Origin of the sequence: Nocardia sp. NPDC059764 (assembly GCF_042732555.1) — a bacterium.
Classification (GTDB): Bacteria; Actinomycetota; Actinomycetes; order Mycobacteriales; family Mycobacteriaceae; genus Nocardia.
This window is the reverse complement of record NZ_JBHWHH010000126.1, coordinates 1-21,707: the sequence shown is the minus strand read 5'-3', so window position 1 is coordinate 21,707 and position 21,707 is coordinate 1. Positions and strand designations below refer to the sequence as shown.

The following is a 21,707-nucleotide window of genomic DNA, read 5'->3' as shown; positions in this document are numbered from 1 at the left end:
GGGCTCTCTGACGGAAAATGGGGCCCCCTGGGTCGGTAGGGGCTGACCCGGCGTCACAGGCCCACTATCAATACGCCATAGCGCCCCCAAAACCCCCCCGCCCGACTGGAGAATCCAGTCGCCCGCTTCTTTTTTGTCTCCGCCCTGAGGAGTGAGAGGGATACAGGGCGGATCAAACCATCAGTGCCTCAGTGCTTTACGGGGCAGCCGCCCTTGTAGTCCACCTGGAACTCCTTGATGCCGTTCAGCCAGCCCGAGCGCAGGCGCTTGGGGTCGCCCAGCTTGGAGATGTCGGGCATGTGGTCGGCGATGGCGTTGAAGATGATCTCGATCTCGAGTCGAGCCAGGTTCGCGCCGATGCAGAAGTGTGCGCCGGTACCACCGAAGGACAGGTGCGGGTTCGGGTCACGCAGGATGTTGAAGGTGTACGGGTCCTCGAACACCTCTTCATCGAAGTTGGCCGAGCGGTAGGACAGGATGACCCGCTGGCCCTTCTTGATCTCCACGCCGCCGACCTCGACGTCCTCCAGCGCGGTGCGCTGGAAGGAGCTGACCGGGGTGGCCCAGCGGATGATCTCGTCGGCCGCGGTCTTGGGCCGCTCCTTCTTGAAGAGCTCCCACTGGTCGGGGTTCTCCATGAAGGCGATCATGCCGTGGGTGGTGGCGTTGCGGGTGGTCTCGTTGCCCGCGACCGCCAGCATCATGACGAAGAAGCCGAATTCCTCCGGCAGCAGCGCCTCGCCGTCCATGTCGGCGTTGATCAGCTGGGTGACGATGTCGTCGGCCGGGCAGGCGCGACGGGCTTCGGCCATCTGGTACGAGTAGCCGAGGATCTCGGTGGAGGCGACCACCGGGTCGGCGTCGGAGTCCGGATCGTCGTAGCTGGTCATGTCGTTGGACCATTGGAAGAGCTTCATGCGGTCTTCCTGCGGCACGCCGATCAGCTCGGCGATGGCCTGCAGCGGCAGCTCGGCGGCCACCTGCTCCACGAAGTCGCCGTTGCCGGACTCGACGGCGGCCTTCACGATGGACTCCGCGCGGGCGGTCAGCTCGGCGCGCAGGCCGTTGATGACGCGCGGCGTGAAGCCCTTGGAGATGATCTTGCGGAGCTTGGTGTGCTCCGGGGCGTCCTTGTTCAGCAGGACGAAACGCTGCAGATCGATCTGCTCGCGGGTGATGTCGTCCTGGAACCGCGGGATGGCGGTGTTCTCATAGGTGGAGAACACGTCATCGCGGCGCGAGACGGTCTTCACATCGGCATGCTTGGACAGCACCCAGAAGCCGTCGTCGGTGAAGCCACCGACCTCCGGCGACTTCGGGTTCCACCAGATAGGCGCAGTTCTGCGCAGTTCGGCAAGCTCTTCGGCCGGCACTCGCTTCGCCCAAATTTCGGGGTCGGTGACGTCGAATCCATCCGGCACTCCGGGCCGGGCTGCAGTGTCAACCACCAGCAGTCTCCTTTGACCAACTGAAACACGTTCTACCGCTATTGAAGCACAGGGGGTAGAACAAGAGAAGGGACTAGGTAACCGCCCAGAACTGACCAAGGTTACTTGCCATGAACTCGTTGCAGTTCTGATCCGGAAGGAAAGACATGGGTACTCCTGTCATCGTCGAGGCCGCGCGTACGCCGATCGCCAAGCGCAATGGCTGGCTGGCCGGCCTGCACGCGACCGAGTTGCTCGGCGCCGCGCAACGGGGCGTCCTCGAGCGCGCGGAACTGAACCCCGCTCTGGTCGAGCAGGTCATCGGCGGCTGCGTCATGCAGGTGGGCGAGCAGGGCAACAACGTCACCCGCACCGCGTGGCTGCACGCCGGACTGCCGTGGCAGACCGGCGCGGTCACCGTCGACAACCAGTGCGGTTCGGCACAGCAGGCCGCGGGCCTGGTGGCCGGTCTCATCTCCACCGGCGCCATCGAGGTCGGCATGGCCTGCGGCATCGAGTCCATGAGCCATGTTCCGTTGGGCGCCAACGTCGGAACGCACGCGGGCCCGCGCCGGCCCGCGTCCTGGAGCATCGACATGCCCAACCAGTTCGAGGCCGCCGAGCGAATCGCCAAGCGGCGCGGCATCACTCGTGACGATGTCGAGGAGCTGGGCGTGCGCTCGCAGCGACTGGCCGCGCAGGCGTGGGCCGAGGGCCGCTTCGACCGCGAGGTGCTGACCATCAAGAACGCCCCGCAGGTCGACAAGGAGGGCAACCTCACCGGTGAGTTCGCCGACATCAGCCGCGACCAGGGTCTGCGCGAGACCACCCGCGAGGGCCTGGCGAAGCTGAAGCCGGTGCTGGAGGGCGGAATTCACACCGCCGGTACGTCCTCGCAGATCTCCGACGGCGCCGCCGCCGTACTGCTGATGGACGAAAAGGCCGCGCAGCGTGAGGGTTTGCGTCCGCGCGCCCGCATCGTCTCGCAGTGCCTGGTCGGTGGCGAGCCGGAATTCCACCTCGACGGCCCGGTGCAGGCGTGCGAGCGACTGCTCGAGCGTTCCGGCATGAGCATCTCCGATATCGACTTGTTCGAGATCAATGAGGCTTTCGCTTCCGTGGTGCTGTCGTGGGCCTCGGTGCACAAGCCGGATTTCGATCGCGTGAATGTCAATGGCGGTGCGATCGCGCTGGGCCACCCGGTCGGCAGCACCGGATCCCGCTTGATCACAACGGCTTTGCACGAGCTGGAGCGCACCGACAAGAGCACCGCCATGATCCTGATGTGCTGTGGCGGCGCCCTCGCGACCGGCACGATCATCGAACGGATCTAGTCTCTCAATGATTTTCGGCCAGGTTGAACGTTCATCCGTCTTGCCCTGAGACGTGGCGTACGCCACACACAATCCGGTACAGACAAGAAGATGATCCATCAGCTATCTTATGGCTACCCGAGGCCCGTCCGGGAAGACCCCCGCGACGGGCCAGAACCGGGGCTCTTAAGCCCTTGGCAAGAACCGTGGGGTTGGCCCGCAAACGCCCAAGCCACAGTGGGTGAACCGGATCACCGCCTAGAAGCTTCAAGGAAATCGCGAATCAGGCGTAGGTTTTCAGTTACTGAGCCGCTAATATCAATGATACGTATCCGAGATAACGACTGTTAGTACAGCGAAGGGAATTGGGCGGCTCACAATGGCTGATTTCGCGGCGCGGCTGAACAAGCTGTTCGAAACCGTGCATCCCCCGGGGCGTAAGCCGCACACGAACGCAGAGGTGGCGGCCGCCTTGACGGCATCCGGCCACCCGATCTCGAAACCGTATCTGTCGCAGTTGCGGTCGGGACAGCGCACGAACCCGTCGGATGAGACGGTGGCTGCTCTGGCAAAGTTCTTCAAGGTCAAACCGGACTACTTCTTCAACGACATCTACGCGGCGAAGATCGATCACGATCTCGAGCTGCTGTCCCAGCTGCAGGGCTATGGACTCCGTCGTCTGTCGAGCAGGGCGTTCGACCTGTCCGAAGAATCTCAGAATCTCCTCACGTCTATGGCGGAGAAGTTGCGGGCAAGCGAAGGTTTGCCCGAAATTCCTCCGGATGGCACGGAATAAGCACTGCCACAGAGCAACACAGTGCGGCTAGCTCGGAGGCCGCACTGTGTTGGTTTGTTACAGGGCTCGCTCCAGACCGGACATAAGGCGGTCGCCGGTACTGCTTGCAGGGCGGTACCGGCGTCTCCGCCGGACCATGCGGTCCACGTGAAGGATGTTGCACCGGTCTCAGCCCGCTGAGGCCATGTGGCGCAGACCCCTGCGCTGGTGCAGTATGCACAAAGCTGGCACAACACCGTCCAGGTGCACCTGGATGGCCGAATCAGTTGTTTGTGCACTATGTCGTTTTGTGCACTGTGAGTGTTTCGCCCCATTGCACCAACCGCGACAAGCACGAGTGACAACTTCAAGTGACAAGCAAAGTCCCGTACCACGCACGGCGGGTTCGATGAGACGAAACCTCGGATACGAAGTCTCATCGAGAAGGCCCGCCGGAATGCCGCGCCCATGGCAATCACGCGAGGTACGGGACTTGCGCATTTGCGACAAGAGCGCAAAAGCGTCGGTGATCTCCGCGTGATCAACTTCGAGGCCCTTCCGGACGGTAATGCCCGGCGGACTCAGAAGGTAATGGAAGAGTAAATGTCTACCGTTTGGCGGACCCCGGAACCGTGGCCTGCGCCGACGCCGCGTCATACGCGCGCGCGATGGCCTGCACCCAGCCGCGCGGGCTGACCCCCGCGGGCGGCGAGATCCAGCGGCCGTCGATCACCGTCTCGCCGAACGGATTCCGCGCCCACTCGGCCACCCGCCGCGCCCGATCGGCCACCGAGACCGGCGGCTGACCCGCCGCGACCAGTTCCACACCGCCGCCGGACTGCAGGTAGAGCGCGTCCATGATCTGCGCGACCTGGTCCGATGCCTTGAGCTGGGTGCCCGAACCGGTCTGTTCGTGCGCCACCACCTCCGGGAACCGCGCGATCAGCACCCGGTGCAGGGTGCGAATCTGTTTGAGCAGCACCCGCGCCCGCCACCACAGCTCGATCACGATCCACACCGCGCCGATGGCGATGAGCAGCGCCGCGATCTGCCACATCGGCCAGAACCAGCCCTCGTCACCGGGATTCGGCATGGGCTCGTCGTTCACCGCACGGCGAATCGACAGGGCCGCCAGCAAGCCGACCACCGCGGTACCGGTCGTGTACAGCGCGATGCCGCGGCCGAGGGTGGTCCAATCCAGGTTGCGCACACCGGTGATCACGATGAAGACGCACTCCACCAGCACGATCGCCCAGCCGAAGGTGACCGACCAGAGCAAGGTCAGCAGCATGGCGAGCGCGCCGCCGCCGTAGATCATCATGGCGATCTGGCGCAGATTGCGACGCGACACCACCGGCCACGCGGCCGAGGCCACCACCGAGGTGGCGGTGCCGAACATGATCCACGCGGCCGTCACCACCCGGTCGCCCAGCCACAGACCGTGCACACCGTTCGGTATCAGATGGTCAACGGCCAGACCGATTTCCGGCACTCCCACCGTCGCCGCCAACGCCACCGCCGCGACCGCGACCACGATCGCGACTCGAGCCGTGGTCGCCGGTTTCACCAGCACGCGACCGACGCGTGCGCCCGAGGCCATCCACACCAGCATGGCCACCAACCAGAAGGTCATGCCGCGTCCTTTCGGGGATGACCGAGGGCCCCTACGTGGTTACGCAAGCTGCCGCCTCCGGGGCCTGACTCGGTCATCCCAGCGCCTCATCGAATCGAAGGACCGAGACGCCCGCGCCCCGGCTGTTGAACACCCGCAAGCGGGTCATCAGCATGCTCGCGAAAGTCTCCGCCTCCCATTCGCACTGCTCGTCGTCGCCCAGATCGATGGCTTTCTGATGCGCGCGCTGGCTGAGCATGTAGGCGATCAGATCGTCGCTGGCCTCCAGCACCACCTCGGTCGCCGCCTCGCCCGGATGGTCGAAGACGATGTGGCCGAGCTCGTGCGCGAGGGTGTGCTCGCGGCTGGGCAGCGCCTGCGCCAGCACGATCACGTCCCGGTCCGGATAGCTGCGGCGCTGGCCGCACACGCCCGGACCCAGTGTGGCGCTGGCGATCTCGATCGGCCGCCGCCGCTCCGCGGAGATGGCGAGCACCACCTCGTCCAGGTCGGTGGCGTCGAAGTCGGCCGCCACCGCGCACACCGCGTCCACCGCGGCGGCCACCCGGCGGTAGGACCCGATGCTATGAGCCTTGCTCTCGGTCATCGCGGTCCCCTCATGCCCTCGGTCCGAAGAATGCCGCGCGCGCGGCGTCGACCCGGCCCTGCGCCGCGCCCGCGCTCTGGAAGCTCACCGCACCCGAGCCGGTGCCGGCCAAGGCCATCGCGATCAGCCCGCCGATCACCGACAGCGGTTTCCACGGCGGCAACGGGGAGTTGTGCGAGGTCGGCTTCACATCCGGATCCGGTTGCGCCAGAACGGGAGCGGGCTTCGGCGCGGGCGGCACCGGTGCGGCCGGTTCGGTTTCGGGCTCGGGCAGCGCGGCCACCACCGCGGGCAGCGCCGGGACGGCCGGGGGCTGCGGAATCTCCAGCGGCACCGGCGGCGGCCCGGGCACGGCGGGCGGCGGAATCAGCAACAGCAGCAGCGGCGAAGCACAGACGGCGGCGGAACCCAGGCCCGCTGAACCCAGGGCCGCGGAGCCCACGGCGGCCGAACCCAACTCGGCCGAGCCCGAGCCCAGGCCTCCGACACTGGCGGAACCGAGGGCAGCGGAACCGGCGCCGGTCGAACCGCCGGCCGCCGAACCCACCCCCGAACCCGCGCCGGCCGAACCGGCCGCCGAACCCAGACCGGCCGACCCGGCACCGGCGCCGAGGCCGGCGCCCAGGCCGGCCGAGCCGGCGAGCGCGGAACCCACACCGGCGGAACCGATTCCGGCCGAACCGACGGCCGCGGAGCCGGTGCACAGGGCGGCCAATCCGGCCGAGCCGACAGCCGCGGAGCCGACCGCGGCGGAACCCGTTGCGGCCGAGCCGGTGCCGAGCAGCAGCCCGAGCAGTGCCGAACCGGTGCCGAGGCCCGCCGAGCCGACGGCCGCGGAACCCAGGCCGAGCACCCCGGCGGTACCGAGTCCGGCGGAGCCGACCGCGGCGGAACCGGTGCCCAGCACGGCCGAACCGGTGGCGGCTCCCGCCGAACCGGTGCCCGCCACCGCGGAACCCAATCCCGCACCGGCGGAACCGGTTACAGCCGAACCGGAGCCCAGGGCGGCCGAACCGGTGCCACCGAGCACGGCGCCCAGACCGGCGGAACCGACGGCGGCCGAACCGACGGCCGCTCCGGCCGAACCGGTGCCGAGCCCGAACAGAATGGACAGCAGATCCTGGGGCCCGGCCACCGGGGTGACGGCCACGGCCTGCGGCTGCGGCTGCGGCTGCGGAGACCCTGGCAGCGATCGCGGTGCGACGGGCTGCGACTGCGGGGCGGGCAGCACCGGATCCTGGCCGGCGGGCGCGGGGTCGAGTGGGAGGCCCGGCTGCGCGTCAGCGGCAGCGGGCCCGAGCAGTGCCGAACCGGTGACAGCTGCGATCACTGCCACCAGTCGCATTGCACGATCGATGATCATGCGACAGCCATCCCCTCATCGATACCGCGCACTTGGCTTGTCTCCGCACCGGGGGTACGAAATCCCGTTCCTCGGCAGGCGGTTCGGGACAGGTTTCGAGCTCACTCTGTCGCCCCGATTGCCGGACCGTTGCGGAACGCGGTCATCGTACCGGTCACCATGTCCTTCCGCGCAAGTCGCGATGACATTAGGGGTGCTCACAAACCGTACGCCTGCGCTTACCCCCACGTATCCAATATCACCAAGCGCCCCAGGCCAATTGACCCGAGCGGGTCCGCCACCCGGACACCTCACAGCCGGACCCTACGGATCGAGAGGTTTCACTGCCGTTCAGATAGCCGACAATTCAGACATGTCGCAGCTACCGGCGGAACGCCGATCGCCGGTACCCCCGAATGCGCGAAGCCGCCCCCGGGCGAGAGGTTCCGGGAGCGGCTCGGTGCGCCGGACATGCGGCGCGCTGTGGATCCGATGGTGTGCGGATCCGGGGTGCGCGGCCGGGCTGTGGTGGCCGCGCACGTGCGGGGCGTCAGGCCGAAGTGGTGACGCGGTACTGGTTGAGGCTGTCGATGCGCTCGATGGCCTCGGTGATGATGTGCTCCATCAGGTCCTGCACGGTCGGCAGGTCCTCGATGATGCCCGCGACCTGACCCGAGGCGAGGACACCGGCTTCGGTGTTGCCCTCGACCAGGCCGGCCTTCAGGTACATGGCGGTGTTCGCGCCCATGATGACCTGAGACCAGGTGAGGTCCTTGTGCTTGCGGGTGTTCAGGCCTTCCTTGGCCAAGGTCGTCCACTTCATGCCGGTCATCGACTTGAACTTGGCGGCATTGACCAGCGCGGCGTACAGGCCGCGGATATTGCCCGAGTGCTCGAGCTTCTCGACCAGCTCGGTCTTCAGCACCCGGTGCGGCATGCCGTCGACCTTGAGCGAGACCACGGTGTCCTGCAGTCCGCGCTTGAGGTACTCCTGCTTCACCGAGTCCGGCACGCTGGAGTCCTGGGTCAGCAGGAAGCGGGTGCCCATCGCGACACCGGCCGCGCCGTAGGACAGCGCGGCGGCCAGGCCGCGGCCGTCGAAGAAACCGCCACCGGCCACAACCGGGATGTCGACCGCGTCCAGGACGGACGGCAGCAGCAGCGTGGTCGCGACGGAACCGGTGTGGCCACCGCCCTCGCCGCCCTGCACGATCACCGCGTCCGCGCCCCAGGAGGCGACCTTCACCGCGTGCTTGGCCGCGCCGATGGACGGCATCACGACGACGCCGTTGTCCTTCAGCTTCGCGATCAGCTCCTTCTTGGGAGCCAGCGCGAAGGAGGCCACCTTCACGCCGTCCCGGATCATCATGTCGATGCGGTCCGGGGCGTCCGACAGGTCGGCGCGGATGTTCACGCCGAAGGGCTTGTCGGTCTTGGCCTTGGTCTTGGCGATGGCCACCTCGAGCTCGTCGAGGTCCATGGTCGCCGAGGCCAGGATGCCGAGGCCGCCCGCGTTGGCGGTGGCCGCGACCAGGCCGGGTCCGGCGACCCAGCCCATGCCGGTCTGGACGACCGGGTGCTCGATGCCGACCAGTTCGGTCAGCGGCGTCTTCAAACGCTGGGCGGTCATGCCGTCACTTCCTTCTCGCGGAACCCCTTGGGGTCCAGCACGGTCCGGATGATGGTGAGCTCTTCCTCGGTCGGCAGCCGGGTCTCGCCCGCGTCAGCCAGACCCGCGATCTCGAAGGAGGTGTTCTCCGCGACCTCGTCCGCGGTCACATCGGGGTGCAGCGACAGCGCGCGCAGGGTGTGGTCCGGGCCGTTGAAGTCGAACACGCCCAGGTTCGAGACCACCCGGTGCAGGTGGTGGAACCGGTAGGCCGGGTTCTCGGGGTCGATCTTGTCGTAACCGATGCCGGAGACGATGTCGACCTGATCCACGAACACCCGCTTGTTGTGCTTGGGCACGAAGTAGCTGGTGGCGTGGTTGATGGTGTTGCCCGGCGCGCCGCGCACACCGAACATCTGGCGGGTCGGCTGCTGCAGCGGGCCGAACGCCGACAGGTTCTGGTTGCCGAAGCGGTCGAGCTGGTTGGCGCCCATGACCACGTGGCGGCGGCCGGAGTTCACGACGTCGAAGACCTTCGAGAACGGGATCCAGCCCTCGATGGGAGCCTTGCCGCCGATCGGCGGGACCTCGGCGAAGAACAGCGCCTCACCGTCGGACAGCAGCAGGTCGGGCTCGAAGGTGAGCCGCGCCAGACGCGCGCCGATGGTGGTGACGGTGGACATCGGGGAGGCCATGATCTCGCCCGCGCCGCGGAAGATCTCGGCGGCGGCGACGACGCAGATCTCGGCCCGAGTGATCGTGGTGGTGTCGCTCATTACTTCTGCTCCTCGGCGAAAGCCTTGACGGCGGCCTGGTATTCGGCCTCGGACACGTCCAGGTAGCGAGCCTTGAACTCGGCCCACGACTCGGGCGTCTTGGCGGCCTCGACGTAGTGGCGCTGGAACTTCTCGTCGCGGCCGTAGCTGCCGGAGAAGGTGAAGTGCGCGCCGCCGGGAGCCTCGACGACCCCGTCGACCATCATGCGGTTGAGGATGAGGGCCTGCGTCGGAACGGCTTTCACCAGTTCCTCGGTCTCGACCAGGCGGTCCACCGACAGGTAGCGCTTCTCGGCCGAGAGCATGTACAGGTCGTCCATGTACGGGTCGACGCCGGTGTAGGCGGCGTTGCCGTGCTTGTCGCCCAGGTCCAGGTGCACGAAGGCGGCGTCCAGGTTCAGCGCGGGCATGGCGACCAGGGTCTCGTTCTTGCCGTCGGTCGGGTACGGCGACTGAACGGTCTTCAGCTCGCCCTCCCAGAAATCGACGACGGCGGAACCCAGGCCGGCGCGGATCGGCAGGAACGGCAGGCGGGCCGCGGCGGCCTGCAGACCGCACTTGACCATGCCCTCGTCCATCTCGCGCACGGTGATCGCACCCTCGGTGCGGGCCTTGGCGAACCACGGGTCGTAGAACGGCGCCGAGTCCAGGGACACGAAGCCGTAGTACGCCTTCTTCACCTTGCCCGCCGAGCACAGCAGACCCAGGTCCGGGCCGCCGTAGGTGACGACGGTCAGATCGGTGACGTCCGAACGCAGCAGGGCGCGCACGAAGGCCATCGGCTTGCGCCGGGAACCCCAGCCGCCGATGCCGATGGTCATGCCGCTGCGCAGCTCGCCGACGACCTCGTCGAGGTTCATTCGCTTGTCGCGCATGGCTTTACTTCCCCTTCTTCTGCGCGGCCAGGTCGTCGTCGAAGCGCGCCCGGATCTCGTCGGCCACACCCGCGAGGTTCAGCTCCATGGTGAAGCCCTGCTCGAAGCGGTACGAGCGGTGCACGTCCTGCACGTCGATGCCGTTGAGCGCCTTCTTGGCGGCGCGGATCACGCGGCCGTCCTTGTTGGCGATGTTCTTGGCGACCTCCATGGCGGCGGCGTCCAGTTCGGCGCGCGGCACCACCTTGAAGACCGAGCCGTAGTGGTGCAGCTGCTGCGCGGTCAGGGTGCCCGCGGTGTAGAACATGGTCCGCATCAGGTGCTGGGGGACCAGTCGGGCCAGGTGGGTGGCCGCACCGAGCGCGCCGCGGTCGACCTCGGGGAGGCCGAAGGTCGCGTCGTCGGAGGCGACGATGACGTCGGAGTTGCCGACCAGGCCGATGCCGCCGCCGAGGCAGAAGCCGTTCACGGCGGTGACGACCGGGACCTCGCAGTCGTAGATCGCGGCGAACGCGGCGAAGCAGCCGTGGTTCGCGCGGATCAGCGCGGTGTGGCCGGTGTCGGCGTTCATCTCCTTGATGTCCACGCCGGCGTTGAAGCCGCGACCCTCGGCGCGCAGCACCACGACCCGGGTCTCCGGGTTCTTACCGGCCTGGGTGACGGCGTCGGCCAGGGCGAACCAGCCGTCGGAAGGCAGAGCGTTGACCGGGGCGTAGTCGACAGTGACGACTTCGACGCCCTCGGTTTCGGTGTGACGGTTGATCCCCATCGCGAGTCCCATCGTTGGCAAAACAAGCAAGTGCTTGGTAGGTTAGCACGGTGGGAATCGAAGTAAACCTGTCCGGCTCGGTCGTCTTGGTCACCGGCGGCGTGCGCGGCGTCGGCGCCGGCATCAGCCGGGTGTTCCTGGACGCGGGCGCGACCGTGGTGGCCTGCGCGCGACGCCCCGGCGACACCCCCGTCGAGAGCAATGGCCGCACCATCGACTTCCTGCCGTGCGACGTGCGCGATGTGGATTCGGTGCGCGAGCTCATCGAGACGATCGTCGAGAAGTACGGGCGCCTGGACACCGTCGTGAACAACGCCGGCGGCGCGCCCTTCGCCCTGGCCGCCGACGCCAGCGCCAACTTCCACTCGAAGATCGTGCAGCTCAACCTGCTCGCGCCGCTGCTGGTTTCGCAGATCGCCAACGAGGTCATGCAGAAGCAGGACACCGGCGGCTCGATCGTGATGATCTCCAGCGTCTCCGGGCACCGGCCCTCCCCCGGCACCGCGGCCTACGGCGCCGCCAAAGCCGGTGTGGACAGCCTGGTTTCGTCACTCGCGGTGGAGTGGGCGCCCAAGGTCCGGATGAACTCCGTCATCTGCGGCCTGGTCAACACCGAGTCCTCGCACCTGCACTACGGCGACGAGGACGGCATCGCCTCGGTCAGCGCCACGGTGCCCATGGGGCGCATGGCCACCCCCGAGGACATCGGCCGCACCGCCGCCTTCCTGGCCTCGCCCCTCGCGTCCTACGTCACCGGCAGCGCGCTGCTCGTGCACGGCGGCGGCGAGAAGCCCGCCTTCCTGGAAGCCTCCACCGCGGACGTCCCCGCCGTCTCAGGCCACTAGACCGACCGAACACACGAAGAGGTAATCGATATGACGGACAAGAAGATCTGCGACGGCCGCGTCGTCATCGTGACCGGTGCGGGTCAGGGCATTGGCCGCGCGCACGCGCTGGCTTTCGCCGCCGCCGGCGCCAAGGTCGTGGTGAACGACCTGGGTGCCGAGCTCGACGGCACGCCCAAGCCGGACTCCGGTGCCGCGAAGGTGGTCGAGGAGATTCGTGCCGCGGGTGGCGAAGCCGTGGTGAACGGTGACGATGTCTCCGATTGGGAGGGTGCGCGTCGTCTGGTCGCCACCGCCATCGAGACCTTCGGCGGTCTGGACGTTCTGGTGAACAATGCCGGTATCGTGCGCGACCGTATGCTGGTCAACCTCGGCGAAGACGAGTGGGACGCGGTCATCAAGGTGCATCTCAAGGGCCACTTCGCCCCGATGCGTCACGCCGCCGAATACTGGCGCAACGAGTCCAAGGCGGGCCGTCAGCCCCAGGCGCGCGTCATCAACACCAGCTCGGGCGCGGGTCTGCTCGGTTCGGTCGGTCAGGGCAACTACTCCGCCGCCAAGGCCGGTATCGCAGGCCTGACCATTACCGCCGCTGCCGAAATGGGTCGCTACGGCATTACCGTGAACGCCATCGCCCCGGCCGCGCGCACCCGCATGACCGAAACAGTGTTCGCCGAGACCATGGCGGCTCCCGAGGACGGCGGCTTCGACGCCATGGCCCCGGAAAACGTCTCCCCCCTGGTGGTTTGGCTGGGTAGCGCCGAGTCCGCCGCCGTCACCGGCCGTATGTTCGAGGTAGAGGCCGGCAAGGTCACCGTCATGGACGGCCACCGTCACGGCGTCTCCGTCGATCGCGGTGCCCGCTGGAACCCGGCCGACCTGGGCCCGGTCGTGAACGACCTGCTGGCCAAGGCCGTCACCCCGGAGCCGGTCTACGGCGCGTAATACGCACCGCCCGAAGCGCTTCCACCGCCGGTACCCGTCTCGATGGGTACCGGCGGTTCGCGTTTCGGACTATTTCTTCTTTTTGCTGATGCCCGTGACCAGGGCGAAGATGGCGTCCAGCACCGGGGTCGGGGTCAGCGCGGTGGCGACCACCTGGACCTTTCCGGCCAGGCCGGGGATGTATCGGGCGCTCGGTCGCTGTGCGGTGAGCGCCTTTTCGACCTCCTCGACCACCGACTCGACGGGGGCCGCGATCTTGGGGACCTGCTGGGACATCCGGCGCAGACCCGCGAGGTGGGCGGCGTAGAGGGTGCGCTGGTCATCGGTGAGGTGGGCGGTGGTGGCGTCGACCATGTCGGTCGCGCCGAACCAGAGGTCGGTGGCGATCGGGCCGGGCTCGATCAGCGAGGTGCGGATTCCCCAGGGGCGCAGCTCCACTCGCAGGGCGTCGACCAGGCCCTCGAGCGCGAACTTGGACGCGTTGTACGCGCCGGTGCCGGGGGTGGAGATGCGGCCGGACAGCGAGGAGATGAAGACCACCCGGCCCCGGGTGGCACGCAGGCGCGGGAGGACAGCCTGGGTGACGGCGACCGCGCCGAAGACATTGACCTCGAACTGGTTTCGAAGTTCCTCCTGGGTGAGCAACTCCACGGGGCCGTCGACGACGACACCCGCGTTGTTGACCACGGCGGTGAGGTCGGCGGGCAGCACCGCGTCGAGGGCCGCGATCTGGTCGGGGTCGGTGACGTCCAGGACGACCGGGGTGATGGCGGGATTCGCGGCGGTCAGGGCCTCGCCGTCGGAGAGCTTGCGGACGCCCGCGTAGACCTGCCAGCCCCGCTGCGCCATCCGCAGGCAGATGGCTTTTCCGATACCGCGGGCCGCTCCGGTGACCAACACAGAATTCATGTGGTCAGCCTAATTCCGTCATGCCACCATGTGGCGATGGGGAATGTCCTGATCGTCGGAGACGTGCACGGGAACACCGAGCACGCGCTGAAGCTGGTGCGGGTCGCGGCACACCGTGACTGCGCGAAGCTGTTCGCGGTCGGCGACTTCGGGGCCTGGGAGCACACGCCCGCCGGGCGGCGGTACTTCGACGTGGTGAACAAGGCGGCCAAGAAGGCCGGGATCACCGTGTACTTCCTCGACGGCAATCACGACAAGACCTCGCTGCTGCATGAGCTCTACGATGAGCAGCGTGACGACGAGGGCTTCCTGATCTGCCGCAAGCACCTGCGGTACGCGCCCCGTGGACACCGGTGGACCTGGGAGGGCACAACTTTCGCCGCGTTCGGCGGAGCCCGCTCCACCGACAAGGGCCGCCGCCTGGCCTGGGAGGCCCGCAAGGCCGAGCAGATCGACAAGCGGCGGCGCTACGGCTCCTCGAAACGCCCGGATACCGCGGGCACGCTGTGGTTTCCGGAGGAGGAGATGACCGACGACGAGCTGGTCGAGTTGCTCGCGGCCGACAGCTCGCCGGTGGACGTGCTGCTCACCCACGACAAACCTCGCGCCTCGCAACCGAAGTGGAATCGCAAGGACAAGCCCGAGTGCTATCCCAACCAGGACCGCATCCAGACCGTGGTGCGCGCCCTGCGGCCGGACCTGCTCTTCCACGGCCACCTGCACGTCCGCTACACCGACACCATCGCCGCCGGTGACGGCGACTGGACCCGGGTCGAGGGCCTGGCCTGCGATCCGGACGCCTCGCAGTACCTCGAGTATTCGACCGACCACACCTGGTATGTCCTGCAACTCCCCTATGCCGGGGCGGATACGGCCGAACCCCGTTCGCTACCCGCCTGATTCGTCGTAGGAGGAGGTGCCCTCGTCCAGCAGGGGCTCCTCCCCCTTGAAGTGCGCGGGGGCGAACACGCGCAGCACGTGGTAGCCGGTGATGACGACCAGGGCGCCCAGCGCGATGCCGCTCAGGGTGAAGGTGTCGGTGAACTTCATGCTCACATTGCCGATGCCGATGATCAGGCCCGCCGCGGCCGGGACCAGGTTCAGCGGATTGCGCAGATCGACCCGGGCATTGGTCCAGATCTGCGCGCCGAGCAGGCCGATCATGCCGTAGAGGATGACGGTGATCCCGCCCAGCACGCCGCCGGGGATGGCCGCGACGATGGCCCCGAACTTCGGACACAGGCCGAACAGCAGGGCGAAGAACGCGGCGGCCCAGTAGGCGGCCGTGGAGTACACCCGGGTGGCCGCCATGACCCCGATGTTCTCGGAGTAGGTGGTGTTGGGCGGGCCGCCGACCGCGGTGGACAGCATGGACGCCGCGCCGTCCGCGGCGATGGCGGTGCCGAGCTTGTCGTCGAGGTCGCCCCCGGTCATCTCGCCGACCGCCTTCACGTGCCCGGCGTTCTCGGCGACCAGCGCGATCACCACGGGCAGGGCCACCAGGACGGCCGACCATTGGAAGGCGGGGGCATGGAAACTGGGCAGTCCGATCCAATCCGCCTGGGCCACACCGGAAAGGTCGAGCCGCCAGTGGTCGGTGACCTTGCCACTGCCGTCGGCGGAGTGGATCCGCCCGAACACCCGGTCCAGCAGCCAGGACAGCCCGTACCCGAACACCAGGCCCAGGAAGATGGCGATGCGCGCGAAGAAGCCGCGCAGCGCCACCACCGCCAGCCCGGTGAACAGCATGACCAGCAGCGCGGTCCACTGGTCCTGCGGCCAGTAGGTCGTGGCGGTGACCGGGGCCAGGTTGAAGCCGATCAGCATGACCACCGCGCCGGTCACCACCGGCGGCATGGCGGCGTGGATGACGCGCGCGCCGAAGCGCTGCACGGCCAGGCCGATCAAGAACAGCGCGGCCCCGACCACCAGGCAGGCCCCGGTAACCGTGGCGCTACTGCCGCCCTGTGCCCGGATCACCGCGGCCACGCCGACGAACGACAGTGAGCAGCCCAGATAGCTGGGCACCCGGCCGCGCGTGGCCAGCAGGAACAGGGCGGTCGCGACGCCGGACATCATGATGGCGAGGTTGGGATCAAGCCCCATCAGGACGGGCGCGACGAAGCTCGCGCCGAACATCGCCACCACATGCTGCGCGCCGAGGCCGAAGGTGCGCGGCCAGGACAGCCGCTCGTCGGGCCGCACCACGGCTCCCGGTGCGGGCGTGCGACCGTCGCCGTGCACCGTCCAGCGGACACCCACATCCATGAACAGCCCGCTTTCTCCCGAAGGTCCGAAATGCGTCCGCGGCCATCATAATCCGAGCAAACTCCCAGCTCACGACCCCACGCGGCCCGGCCTGACCCCGGGCACGGGGGCTTCAAGATCACCAATGCCCGGATTCACGGCCAGGGTCCGCGTTGGAGACAATGCCCCGCAACCTTCACCGTCGCCGGTCCACTCCGTAGCGCCGCCCGACGGCGAACGGCAGCGCGTACGGATTCGGAGGCTCCACCGAGCCGGATCCGGAAATATTCTGCGAGACACAGATACTCGACGGCTCTCCGTCCGCCGGTAGCCATCGGCGCAGGGCCGCCGCCACGGTCGGATCGGCGGTGAACTCGCGGCGCAGTACGGCGACCCGCTCCCGCGCCCGCGCATACGCCCGCTCGTGTGCCCGCGTAACCGACTGTGCCATACCGGAATCCGGTAGCACCAGGGTGGTGATCCGGCCGTCGAACGCCACCTCGACGCGCACGCCGTCCACCGCGGCGCGGGCGCGGACCCGCTCGACGGCGTCCTGGACCTGCCGCGCCAGGCGCGCCACCTCCTCGAACCGAGCATCCACCGAATTCGGCATGGGGAGAGCCTAGGAGCGATCGACGAGATGCCGTGTGGCATCGGAAACTTCGCGCACCGGGTCCTCAGGGCAGCACGCGAATCCGCTGCATCATGTCGTGATCGGCGTGGTCGAGATTGTGGCAGTGCCAGACATAGCCGCGCACCTCCGCGGCCTCCTCCATCCCGTCAGGCATGGCCATGTCCGCGTCCGGGTGCGGCGCCACCACCTCCACGCCCGGCGGCACCGTGATGGCGGCGTCCGGGTCGAACCCCAGCTCCGCGACCGACGGCCACCGCACCAGCACCCGGGTGATGGTGTCGGTCGGACACTCGACGGTGTCCTTCCAGCCGACTTCCCAAGGCGGCGGCCCTTGTTCGGCCCCCAGGGCGAAGGCGTCGGCCGACGGCGCCCAGCGGGTGCCGAACCGGGGCGGATAGTTGGCGGCGATGTAGGCGGAGGTCAGGATGGGTTGACGGCCGATCACCCGCAGCCGGGCCAGGTGCAGGTGGATGGGGTGATCGAAGGGCGTGGTGTTGACGATGTCCCACCGCTCGGTGGTCCCGGCCCGCGCCAGATCGATGTCCGAGCTCAGGAAGGCCAGGTTGTTCAGCGCCATCATGGTCGAGAAGACCACCGGCCGGGAATCGTCGTTGAGGCCCAACAGGGTCACGGTGCGCACCGAGTCCGGCCGGCGGATCGGTTCCAGCGGATCGGGCAGCCCCTGACCGCCGCGCAGGACAGGCGGAATGTCGGCGGCGGGCCCGTCGCCCGCGCCCGTGAAGCGCATGACCGACCGCAGTTCGGGAGCCATGAACACGGTATTGCCGAAATCGTTGAGCGCGGTGTTGATCAGGTCCACCTGCTCCCCGTCGCGAATCCCGCGGAAGTCGACGAGCAGGTCCACCCGCTCCCCCGGGCTCACCCGCACCCGCGGCGCGGCCACCGGCACGTCGAGCAGTCCCAGGTCGCCGCCGATGACGAAGAACGGCTGGGCATTGGCGAACTCGAAGACGTAGGGCCGCGAATTGGATCCGTTGAGCAGCCGGAACCGGTAGACGGTGCGCCGGACCTCCAGCCGCGGCCACGCCACCCCGTTCACGCAGCACACGTCGCCGAGCTGCCCGGATTGGTTGTAGCCCTGCGGAATATAGGTGGCCACCATGGGTTGCAGGCTGCCGTCGGCATTGAACGTGCGATCCTGCACGATGAGCGGGATCTCGAATTCACCGCTCGGCAGGCCGAGCGGATTGTCCTCGCGGCCGGTGTCGAATTCGTCGCGCAGGTAATACATTCCGGCCAGCCCGGCCTGAATGTTCAATCTGGTGATCCCCATGGCGTGGTCGTGATACCAGAGGGTGGCCGCCTCCTGCCGATTGCCGTAGGTGAAGGTCGGCCCGCCGCCATTGCGCCAGCCGATCAGCGGATGTCCGTCGGCGTCGGGGGAATTCGCGCCGCCGTGCAGATGCACGGTGAAGCGTGGATCGGTGCGATCCGCCTCGGTGACGCCGTGCATGGTGGTGTCCACGTGCGCGGCAAGCACATGCTGGCCCAGTTGGTTACGAAACCTGATGCGCGCCACTCGATCCCGCACGGCCTCCAGGTTCGGGCCGAGCACCGGCCGTCCGAAGCCCCAGCTGCGGGTTTCCGGGAGGTCGCGATGGTAGCGGTGCGTCCCCGATATCGCATCCAATTCTCCCGCCACCAGCCGTGTTTCGGGAATCGGCAGCTCGTCGACGAAGGGCTGCAACGGCGGCGAGTGGTAGTTGAACGGCGTCATCGGGGGCGCCGGAATGGCCGGCAGCGGCACCGGCGGTGGCGGCAGGGGCGACGGTTCGGCCGCGGCCGAGGCCAGGTAGCCCATGCCCGCGATTCCGAAGGCCCCCAAGAGGAACCCCCGTCGCGGCAGGTTCTCGTTCATCCAGCTCAACCTCTGGACAATGCCCGACTGTCAACGGGTCCGCCTTCGACGATAACCGACGGGCCGGGCACGCAAAGCCGAAAGCCGCACACCGTAATCCGGTGTGCGGCTTTCGAAACGGCCGGGCGGGACTAGACCAGTCGCTCGATGATGGTGACGTTGGCGGTGCCGCCGCCCTCACAGATGGTGAGCAGACCGTAGCGGCCGTTCACCCGCTCCAGCTCGTTGAGCAGGGTGGAGAACAGCTTGGCGCCGGTGGCGCCCAGCGGGTGGCCCAGCGCGATGGCGCCACCGTTGACGTTCACCTTGTCCGGGTCGGCGCCGGTCTCCTTGATCCAGGCCAGGACGACCGAGGCGAAGGCCTCGTTGATCTCGATGACGTCCATGTCGTGGATGGTGAGGCCGGTCTTCTCCAGCGCCCACTGGGTGGCCGGGATCGGCGCGGTGAGCATCATGATCGGGTCCGCGCCGCGGGCGCTCACGTGGTGGATGCGGGCGCGCGGGGTCAGGCCGTACTCCTGCACCGCCCACTCCGAGGCGAGCAGGGTGGCGGCGGAACCGTCGGAGATCTGGCTGGCCAGCGCCGCGGTGATGCGGCTGCCCTCGGCGAGCGGCTGCAGGCCGGCCATCTTCTCCAGGGTGGTCTCACGCGGGCACTGGTCGATCGCGAACTCGCCGACCGGCACGATCTCGCGCTCGAACTTGCCGTCCACGATGGCCTTGCGGGCCCGGTCGTGGGAGCGCAGCGCCCACTCCTCCATGTCCGCGCGGGAGATGTCCCACTTCTCGGCGATCATGGTGGCCGAATTGAACTGCGACACTTCACCGGTGCCGTAACGGTGGTCCCAGCCCTCCGCGCCGACGAACGGCGAGTCGAAGCCGTACTGCTGACCGGCCAGCATGGCGGCCGAGATCGGGATGGCGCTCATGTTCTGCACGCCGCCCGCCACGATCACCTCGGCGGTGCCGGACATGATGGCCTGCGCGCCGAAGGTGATGGCCTGCTGCGAGGAACCGCACTGGCGGTCCACGGTCACGCCGGGCACCGACTCCGGGAATCCGGCGGCCAGCCACGAGGAGCGGGCGATGTTTCCGGCCTGCGGACCGATGGTGTCGCAGCAGCCGAACACCACGTCATCCACGGCGGCCGGGTCGATACCGGTGCGCTCGACGACGCCCTTGATGGCGGCCGCGCCGAGGTCGGCCGGATGCACGGCGGCCAGCGAGCCGCCCCGCTTGCCCACCGCGGTGCGCACGGCGTCGATCACATACGCCTCACGCATCGGCGAATACTGGCGGCGGGGTGCTGACATGAGAACTCCTACTGCTAGGCGCGCTGGTCGGGGCTGGTGAGCCCGTCGAGCACGATGGTCAGGTACTGCTTGGCGAGGTTGTCCACGGTGATCCGGCCGCCGGGCTGGTACCAGCGCACCGACACCCAGACGGTGTCGCGCAGGAACCGGTAGGCCAGTTCGATGTCCATCTCCGGGCGGAAGCTGCCGTCGTCGACGCCCTTGGCCAGCACCTGGTGCCAGAGCTCGCGGAACTCCTTGTTGTATTCGGCGATGTAGTCGAATCGCGGAGTGCCACTGAGGCGTTTGGCCTCGGCCTGATAGATGGCGACGGCGGCGTGGAACCGGTCGAAGGATTCGTAGGACGCGGTGACCAGTGCCTCGAGGGTGTCGCGCGCGGGCACGCCGGCCGACACGATCTCGCGGTAGCGTCCGAAGAGGTCGTCGAGGAACCCGCGCAGGATTTCGTCCACCATGGCTTCTTTGGAATCGAAGTGGTGGTACAGACTCCCGGATAGAATCCCCGCCGCGTCGGCAATGTCGCGCACCGTGGTGGCACGCAGGCCACGCTCCGCGAATAGGTTCGCGGCGAGGCCGAGCAGCTCGGTGCGACGTGCCGATTTGGAGGGGTCTGGTTGGGTCACCCCGTCAATATACAACCAAGCATTTGCTTGGTCCAGGCGGTGTCTTATTGCGCCGCCTCCGGCGTCGCGGGACCACGGCCCTGTTACCTCGGTCTTCCCTCCTCCGCTCCTCCAAGGCGCAGGTCTATGGAGCCGTTCGCTCCCCCGCTCCAAGGCGGAGGTCTATCAAGCCGCAGTCCAGACCGAGGCGGGCCGTGGCCTGTGAGTGCCGCATCACCTGCTGGTTGGCGATCAACGCATCGAGAAACGTAGGGGTGAGGACACCGACAGGTCGGCCAGCAGGCGGTCGCAGATGACAATGGGCGAGATCCCCGCCCGGGCCATCCGCGCCACCAGAGCCAATCGGCGCTCGGGGCTGTCCCATTCGACGGTCAGCGGATCGCGGCCCGGGCCGGCGTCCACGGTGGCCATGACCCGCGGCGGCGCGCCTCCCCGCGCGGGTTCCTCGATGAGTTTCAGCACCATGCCGCGCTGCCACGCGCGATAGGTCTCCATATCCGCGCCGACCACCAATTTGTCGGTGGCGGCGCACAATCCCTGCGCGATCCCGTCGGCGAAGGCCACGTGGTCGTAGCGCAGGCGGCGGCAGGTCCGGACCACCTCGAGCAGGTCGGCCCGCACCTCGCACAGCAGGGCCGTTCGTTTTCGGCGACGTTGCTCGGCTTCGGTGTCCGGATGCCCGGCGGCCCGGGACAGACCGAGACGGCGGGCGCGATCGCGGTCGCGAATCATGTCCTGCCGCAACGCGGCCCGCGGGTCGCGTGTCACGTCGGATTCGTCCACGGCGTGTTGTTCGAGGATCTGCGCCGCGCGCATGGCGGTGGCGCACTCCGAGTCGTGGTCGAGTAATTCCGCACCCAAAGTCAGTGCGGCCAGAACGACATTGTCGAGCCTGCGGCGCGCCAGTACGACCTCGCGCACCAGCTCGAGTTCCATTTCCTCGCGGGCTCGTTCTGGAGGTGCTTGTTGTCGGCGATCCGGACCCATGGGTCGTGCCCTTCGACTAGCGGTACCGGCCTAAACCAGGATTGCACAACGACAGGGTCGGCGCGCCAGCGATTTCTTCTTGCCCTCCGCTTCGCTCCGGGCGGCGTTCGCGGCCCCGAGGTCTCGATTCTTCCCTCCTCCGCTCCTCCAAGGCGCAGGTCTATGGAGCCGTTCGCTCCCCCGCTCCAAGGCGGAGGTCTATCAAGCCGCAGTCCAGAAT

20 protein-coding genes are annotated in these 21,707 nt (G+C 68.0%); 5 read left to right on the top strand and 15 right to left on the bottom strand.

Annotation, left to right across the window (positions count from 1 at the left end; translation table 11 throughout):
- Nucleotides 1-188: 188 nt before the first annotated feature.
- Entirely contained in the window at nt 189-1,448 is a 1,260-nt protein-coding gene (locus tag ACFV4K_RS24700; RefSeq protein ID WP_379278044.1) for a cytochrome P450, read from the bottom strand.
- A 146-nt stretch (nt 1,449-1,594) separates the two neighbouring features.
- Here ACFV4K_RS24700 and ACFV4K_RS24695 point away from each other — a divergent pair, with 146 nt between their 5' ends.
- Nucleotides 1,595-2,761 carry a steroid 3-ketoacyl-CoA thiolase gene (locus ACFV4K_RS24695; RefSeq protein WP_379278043.1) on the top strand — a complete coding sequence of 389 codons (1,167 nt, stop codon included), beginning with the start codon at nt 1,595-1,597 and terminating at the stop codon, nt 2,759-2,761.
- A gap of 358 nt (nt 2,762-3,119) precedes the next feature.
- Complete coding sequence (locus ACFV4K_RS24690; protein WP_011207048.1) at nt 3,120-3,536, top strand: helix-turn-helix domain-containing protein; 417 nt, start codon at nt 3,120-3,122, stop codon at nt 3,534-3,536.
- Between the two features lie 586 nt (nt 3,537-4,122).
- Here ACFV4K_RS24690 and ACFV4K_RS24685 read toward each other — a convergent pair.
- The 7 genes from ACFV4K_RS24685 to ACFV4K_RS24655 all read right to left on the bottom strand — a co-directional run bounded on the left by ACFV4K_RS24685 (nt 4,123) and on the right by ACFV4K_RS24655 (nt 11,105).
- Complete coding sequence (locus ACFV4K_RS24685) at nt 4,123-5,148, bottom strand: hypothetical protein (protein WP_379278042.1); 1,026 nt, start codon at nt 5,146-5,148, stop codon at nt 4,123-4,125.
- Nucleotides 5,149-5,221: 73 nt separating this feature from the next.
- Nucleotides 5,222-5,734 carry an ImmA/IrrE family metallo-endopeptidase gene (locus tag ACFV4K_RS24680; RefSeq protein ID WP_357089776.1) on the bottom strand — a complete coding sequence of 171 codons (513 nt, stop codon included), beginning with the start codon at nt 5,732-5,734 and terminating at the stop codon, nt 5,222-5,224.
- 10 nt (nt 5,735-5,744) lie between these two features.
- Nucleotides 5,745-7,070: a hypothetical protein gene (locus ACFV4K_RS24675; RefSeq protein WP_379278041.1), complete on the bottom strand. Its 1,326-nt coding sequence runs from the start codon at nt 7,068-7,070 to the stop codon at nt 5,745-5,747.
- A gap of 556 nt (nt 7,071-7,626) precedes the next feature.
- Nucleotides 7,627-8,706 (bottom strand): nitronate monooxygenase family protein, encoded by a 1,080-nt coding sequence (locus tag ACFV4K_RS24670; protein WP_213558286.1) that lies wholly within the window; start codon nt 8,704-8,706, stop codon nt 7,627-7,629.
- On the bottom strand, nt 8,703-9,461 hold the full coding sequence (locus ACFV4K_RS24665; RefSeq protein WP_379278040.1) for a CoA-transferase subunit beta: 759 nt from the start codon (nt 9,459-9,461) through the stop codon (nt 8,703-8,705). Before ACFV4K_RS24665 ends, ACFV4K_RS24670 begins: the two co-directional genes overlap by 4 nt.
- Nucleotides 9,461-10,336 carry a CoA transferase subunit A gene (locus tag ACFV4K_RS24660; RefSeq protein WP_379278039.1) on the bottom strand — a complete coding sequence of 292 codons (876 nt, stop codon included), beginning with the start codon at nt 10,334-10,336 and terminating at the stop codon, nt 9,461-9,463. Before ACFV4K_RS24660 ends, ACFV4K_RS24665 begins: the two co-directional genes overlap by 1 nt.
- A gap of 4 nt (nt 10,337-10,340) precedes the next feature.
- Nucleotides 10,341-11,105: an enoyl-CoA hydratase family protein gene (locus ACFV4K_RS24655; RefSeq protein ID WP_357089788.1), complete on the bottom strand. Its 765-nt coding sequence runs from the start codon at nt 11,103-11,105 to the stop codon at nt 10,341-10,343.
- A gap of 50 nt (nt 11,106-11,155) precedes the next feature.
- Here ACFV4K_RS24655 and ACFV4K_RS24650 point away from each other — a divergent pair, with 50 nt between their 5' ends.
- Together ACFV4K_RS24650 and ACFV4K_RS24645 are read left to right on the top strand one after the other, a co-directional pair.
- Nucleotides 11,156-11,950: an SDR family oxidoreductase gene (locus ACFV4K_RS24650; RefSeq protein WP_379278038.1), complete on the top strand. Its 795-nt coding sequence runs from the start codon at nt 11,156-11,158 to the stop codon at nt 11,948-11,950.
- Between the two features lie 30 nt (nt 11,951-11,980).
- Complete coding sequence (locus ACFV4K_RS24645; protein WP_379278037.1) at nt 11,981-12,895, top strand: SDR family oxidoreductase; 915 nt, start codon at nt 11,981-11,983, stop codon at nt 12,893-12,895.
- Nucleotides 12,896-12,964: 69 nt separating this feature from the next.
- Here ACFV4K_RS24645 and ACFV4K_RS24640 read toward each other — a convergent pair whose 3' ends face one another.
- Nucleotides 12,965-13,804 (bottom strand): SDR family NAD(P)-dependent oxidoreductase, encoded by an 840-nt coding sequence (locus ACFV4K_RS24640; protein WP_379278035.1) that lies wholly within the window; start codon nt 13,802-13,804, stop codon nt 12,965-12,967.
- A 36-nt stretch (nt 13,805-13,840) separates the two neighbouring features.
- Here ACFV4K_RS24640 and ACFV4K_RS24635 point away from each other — a divergent pair, with 36 nt between their 5' ends.
- Nucleotides 13,841-14,704: a metallophosphoesterase gene (locus ACFV4K_RS24635; RefSeq protein ID WP_379278034.1), complete on the top strand. Its 864-nt coding sequence runs from the start codon at nt 13,841-13,843 to the stop codon at nt 14,702-14,704.
- Here the strand turns inward: ACFV4K_RS24635 and ACFV4K_RS24630 are convergent.
- The 6 genes from ACFV4K_RS24630 to ACFV4K_RS24605 form a co-directional block, all read right to left on the bottom strand.
- Entirely contained in the window at nt 14,693-16,072 is a 1,380-nt protein-coding gene (locus ACFV4K_RS24630) for a uracil-xanthine permease family protein (RefSeq protein WP_379278033.1), read from the bottom strand. The genes ACFV4K_RS24635 and ACFV4K_RS24630 overlap by 12 nt on opposite strands.
- Nucleotides 16,073-16,247: 175 nt before the next feature.
- Nucleotides 16,248-16,664, bottom strand: a complete 417-nt coding sequence (locus ACFV4K_RS24625; protein WP_379278031.1) for a hypothetical protein — start codon at nt 16,662-16,664, stop codon at nt 16,248-16,250.
- Between the two features lie 64 nt (nt 16,665-16,728).
- On the bottom strand, nt 16,729-18,564 hold the full coding sequence (locus tag ACFV4K_RS24620; protein ID WP_379278030.1) for a multicopper oxidase family protein: 1,836 nt from the start codon (nt 18,562-18,564) through the stop codon (nt 16,729-16,731).
- Between the two features lie 131 nt (nt 18,565-18,695).
- Entirely contained in the window at nt 18,696-19,847 is a 1,152-nt protein-coding gene (locus tag ACFV4K_RS24615) for an acetyl-CoA C-acetyltransferase (RefSeq protein ID WP_379278045.1), read from the bottom strand.
- 44 nt (nt 19,848-19,891) lie between these two features.
- Nucleotides 19,892-20,500 carry a TetR/AcrR family transcriptional regulator gene (locus tag ACFV4K_RS24610; protein ID WP_379278028.1) on the bottom strand — a complete coding sequence of 203 codons (609 nt, stop codon included), beginning with the start codon at nt 20,498-20,500 and terminating at the stop codon, nt 19,892-19,894.
- A 231-nt stretch (nt 20,501-20,731) separates the two neighbouring features.
- Nucleotides 20,732-21,436, bottom strand: a complete 705-nt coding sequence (locus ACFV4K_RS24605; protein WP_379278027.1) for a hypothetical protein — start codon at nt 21,434-21,436, stop codon at nt 20,732-20,734.
- Nucleotides 21,437-21,707 lie beyond the last annotated feature (271 nt).

Coding starts and splice junctions, on each gene's coding strand:
- ACFV4K_RS24695 (WP_379278043.1), top strand. CDS start 1,595: ATGGGTACTCCTGTCATCGTCGAGGCCGCGCGTACGCCGATCGCCAAG.
- ACFV4K_RS24690 (WP_011207048.1), top strand. CDS start 3,120: ATGGCTGATTTCGCGGCGCGGCTGAACAAGCTGTTCGAAACCGTGCAT.
- ACFV4K_RS24685 (WP_379278042.1), bottom strand. CDS start 5,148: ATGACCTTCTGGTTGGTGGCCATGCTGGTGTGGATGGCCTCGGGCGCA.
- ACFV4K_RS24680 (WP_357089776.1), bottom strand. CDS start 5,734: ATGACCGAGAGCAAGGCTCATAGCATCGGGTCCTACCGCCGGGTGGCC.
- ACFV4K_RS24670 (WP_213558286.1), bottom strand. CDS start 8,706: ATGACCGCCCAGCGTTTGAAGACGCCGCTGACCGAACTGGTCGGCATC.
- ACFV4K_RS24665 (WP_379278040.1), bottom strand. CDS start 9,461: ATGAGCGACACCACCACGATCACTCGGGCCGAGATCTGCGTCGTCGCC.
- ACFV4K_RS24660 (WP_379278039.1), bottom strand. CDS start 10,336: ATGCGCGACAAGCGAATGAACCTCGACGAGGTCGTCGGCGAGCTGCGC.
- ACFV4K_RS24655 (WP_357089788.1), bottom strand. CDS start 11,105: ATGGGGATCAACCGTCACACCGAAACCGAGGGCGTCGAAGTCGTCACT.
- ACFV4K_RS24645 (WP_379278037.1), top strand. CDS start 11,981: ATGACGGACAAGAAGATCTGCGACGGCCGCGTCGTCATCGTGACCGGT.
- ACFV4K_RS24640 (WP_379278035.1), bottom strand. CDS start 13,804: ATGAATTCTGTGTTGGTCACCGGAGCGGCCCGCGGTATCGGAAAAGCC.
- ACFV4K_RS24635 (WP_379278034.1), top strand. CDS start 13,841: ATGGGGAATGTCCTGATCGTCGGAGACGTGCACGGGAACACCGAGCAC.
- ACFV4K_RS24630 (WP_379278033.1), bottom strand. CDS start 16,072: ATGGATGTGGGTGTCCGCTGGACGGTGCACGGCGACGGTCGCACGCCC.
- ACFV4K_RS24625 (WP_379278031.1), bottom strand. CDS start 16,664: ATGCCGAATTCGGTGGATGCTCGGTTCGAGGAGGTGGCGCGCCTGGCG.
- ACFV4K_RS24620 (WP_379278030.1), bottom strand. CDS start 18,564: ATGAACGAGAACCTGCCGCGACGGGGGTTCCTCTTGGGGGCCTTCGGA.
- ACFV4K_RS24615 (WP_379278045.1), bottom strand. CDS start 19,847: ATGCGTGAGGCGTATGTGATCGACGCCGTGCGCACCGCGGTGGGCAAG.
- ACFV4K_RS24605 (WP_379278027.1), bottom strand. CDS start 21,436: ATGGAACTCGAGCTGGTGCGCGAGGTCGTACTGGCGCGCCGCAGGCTC.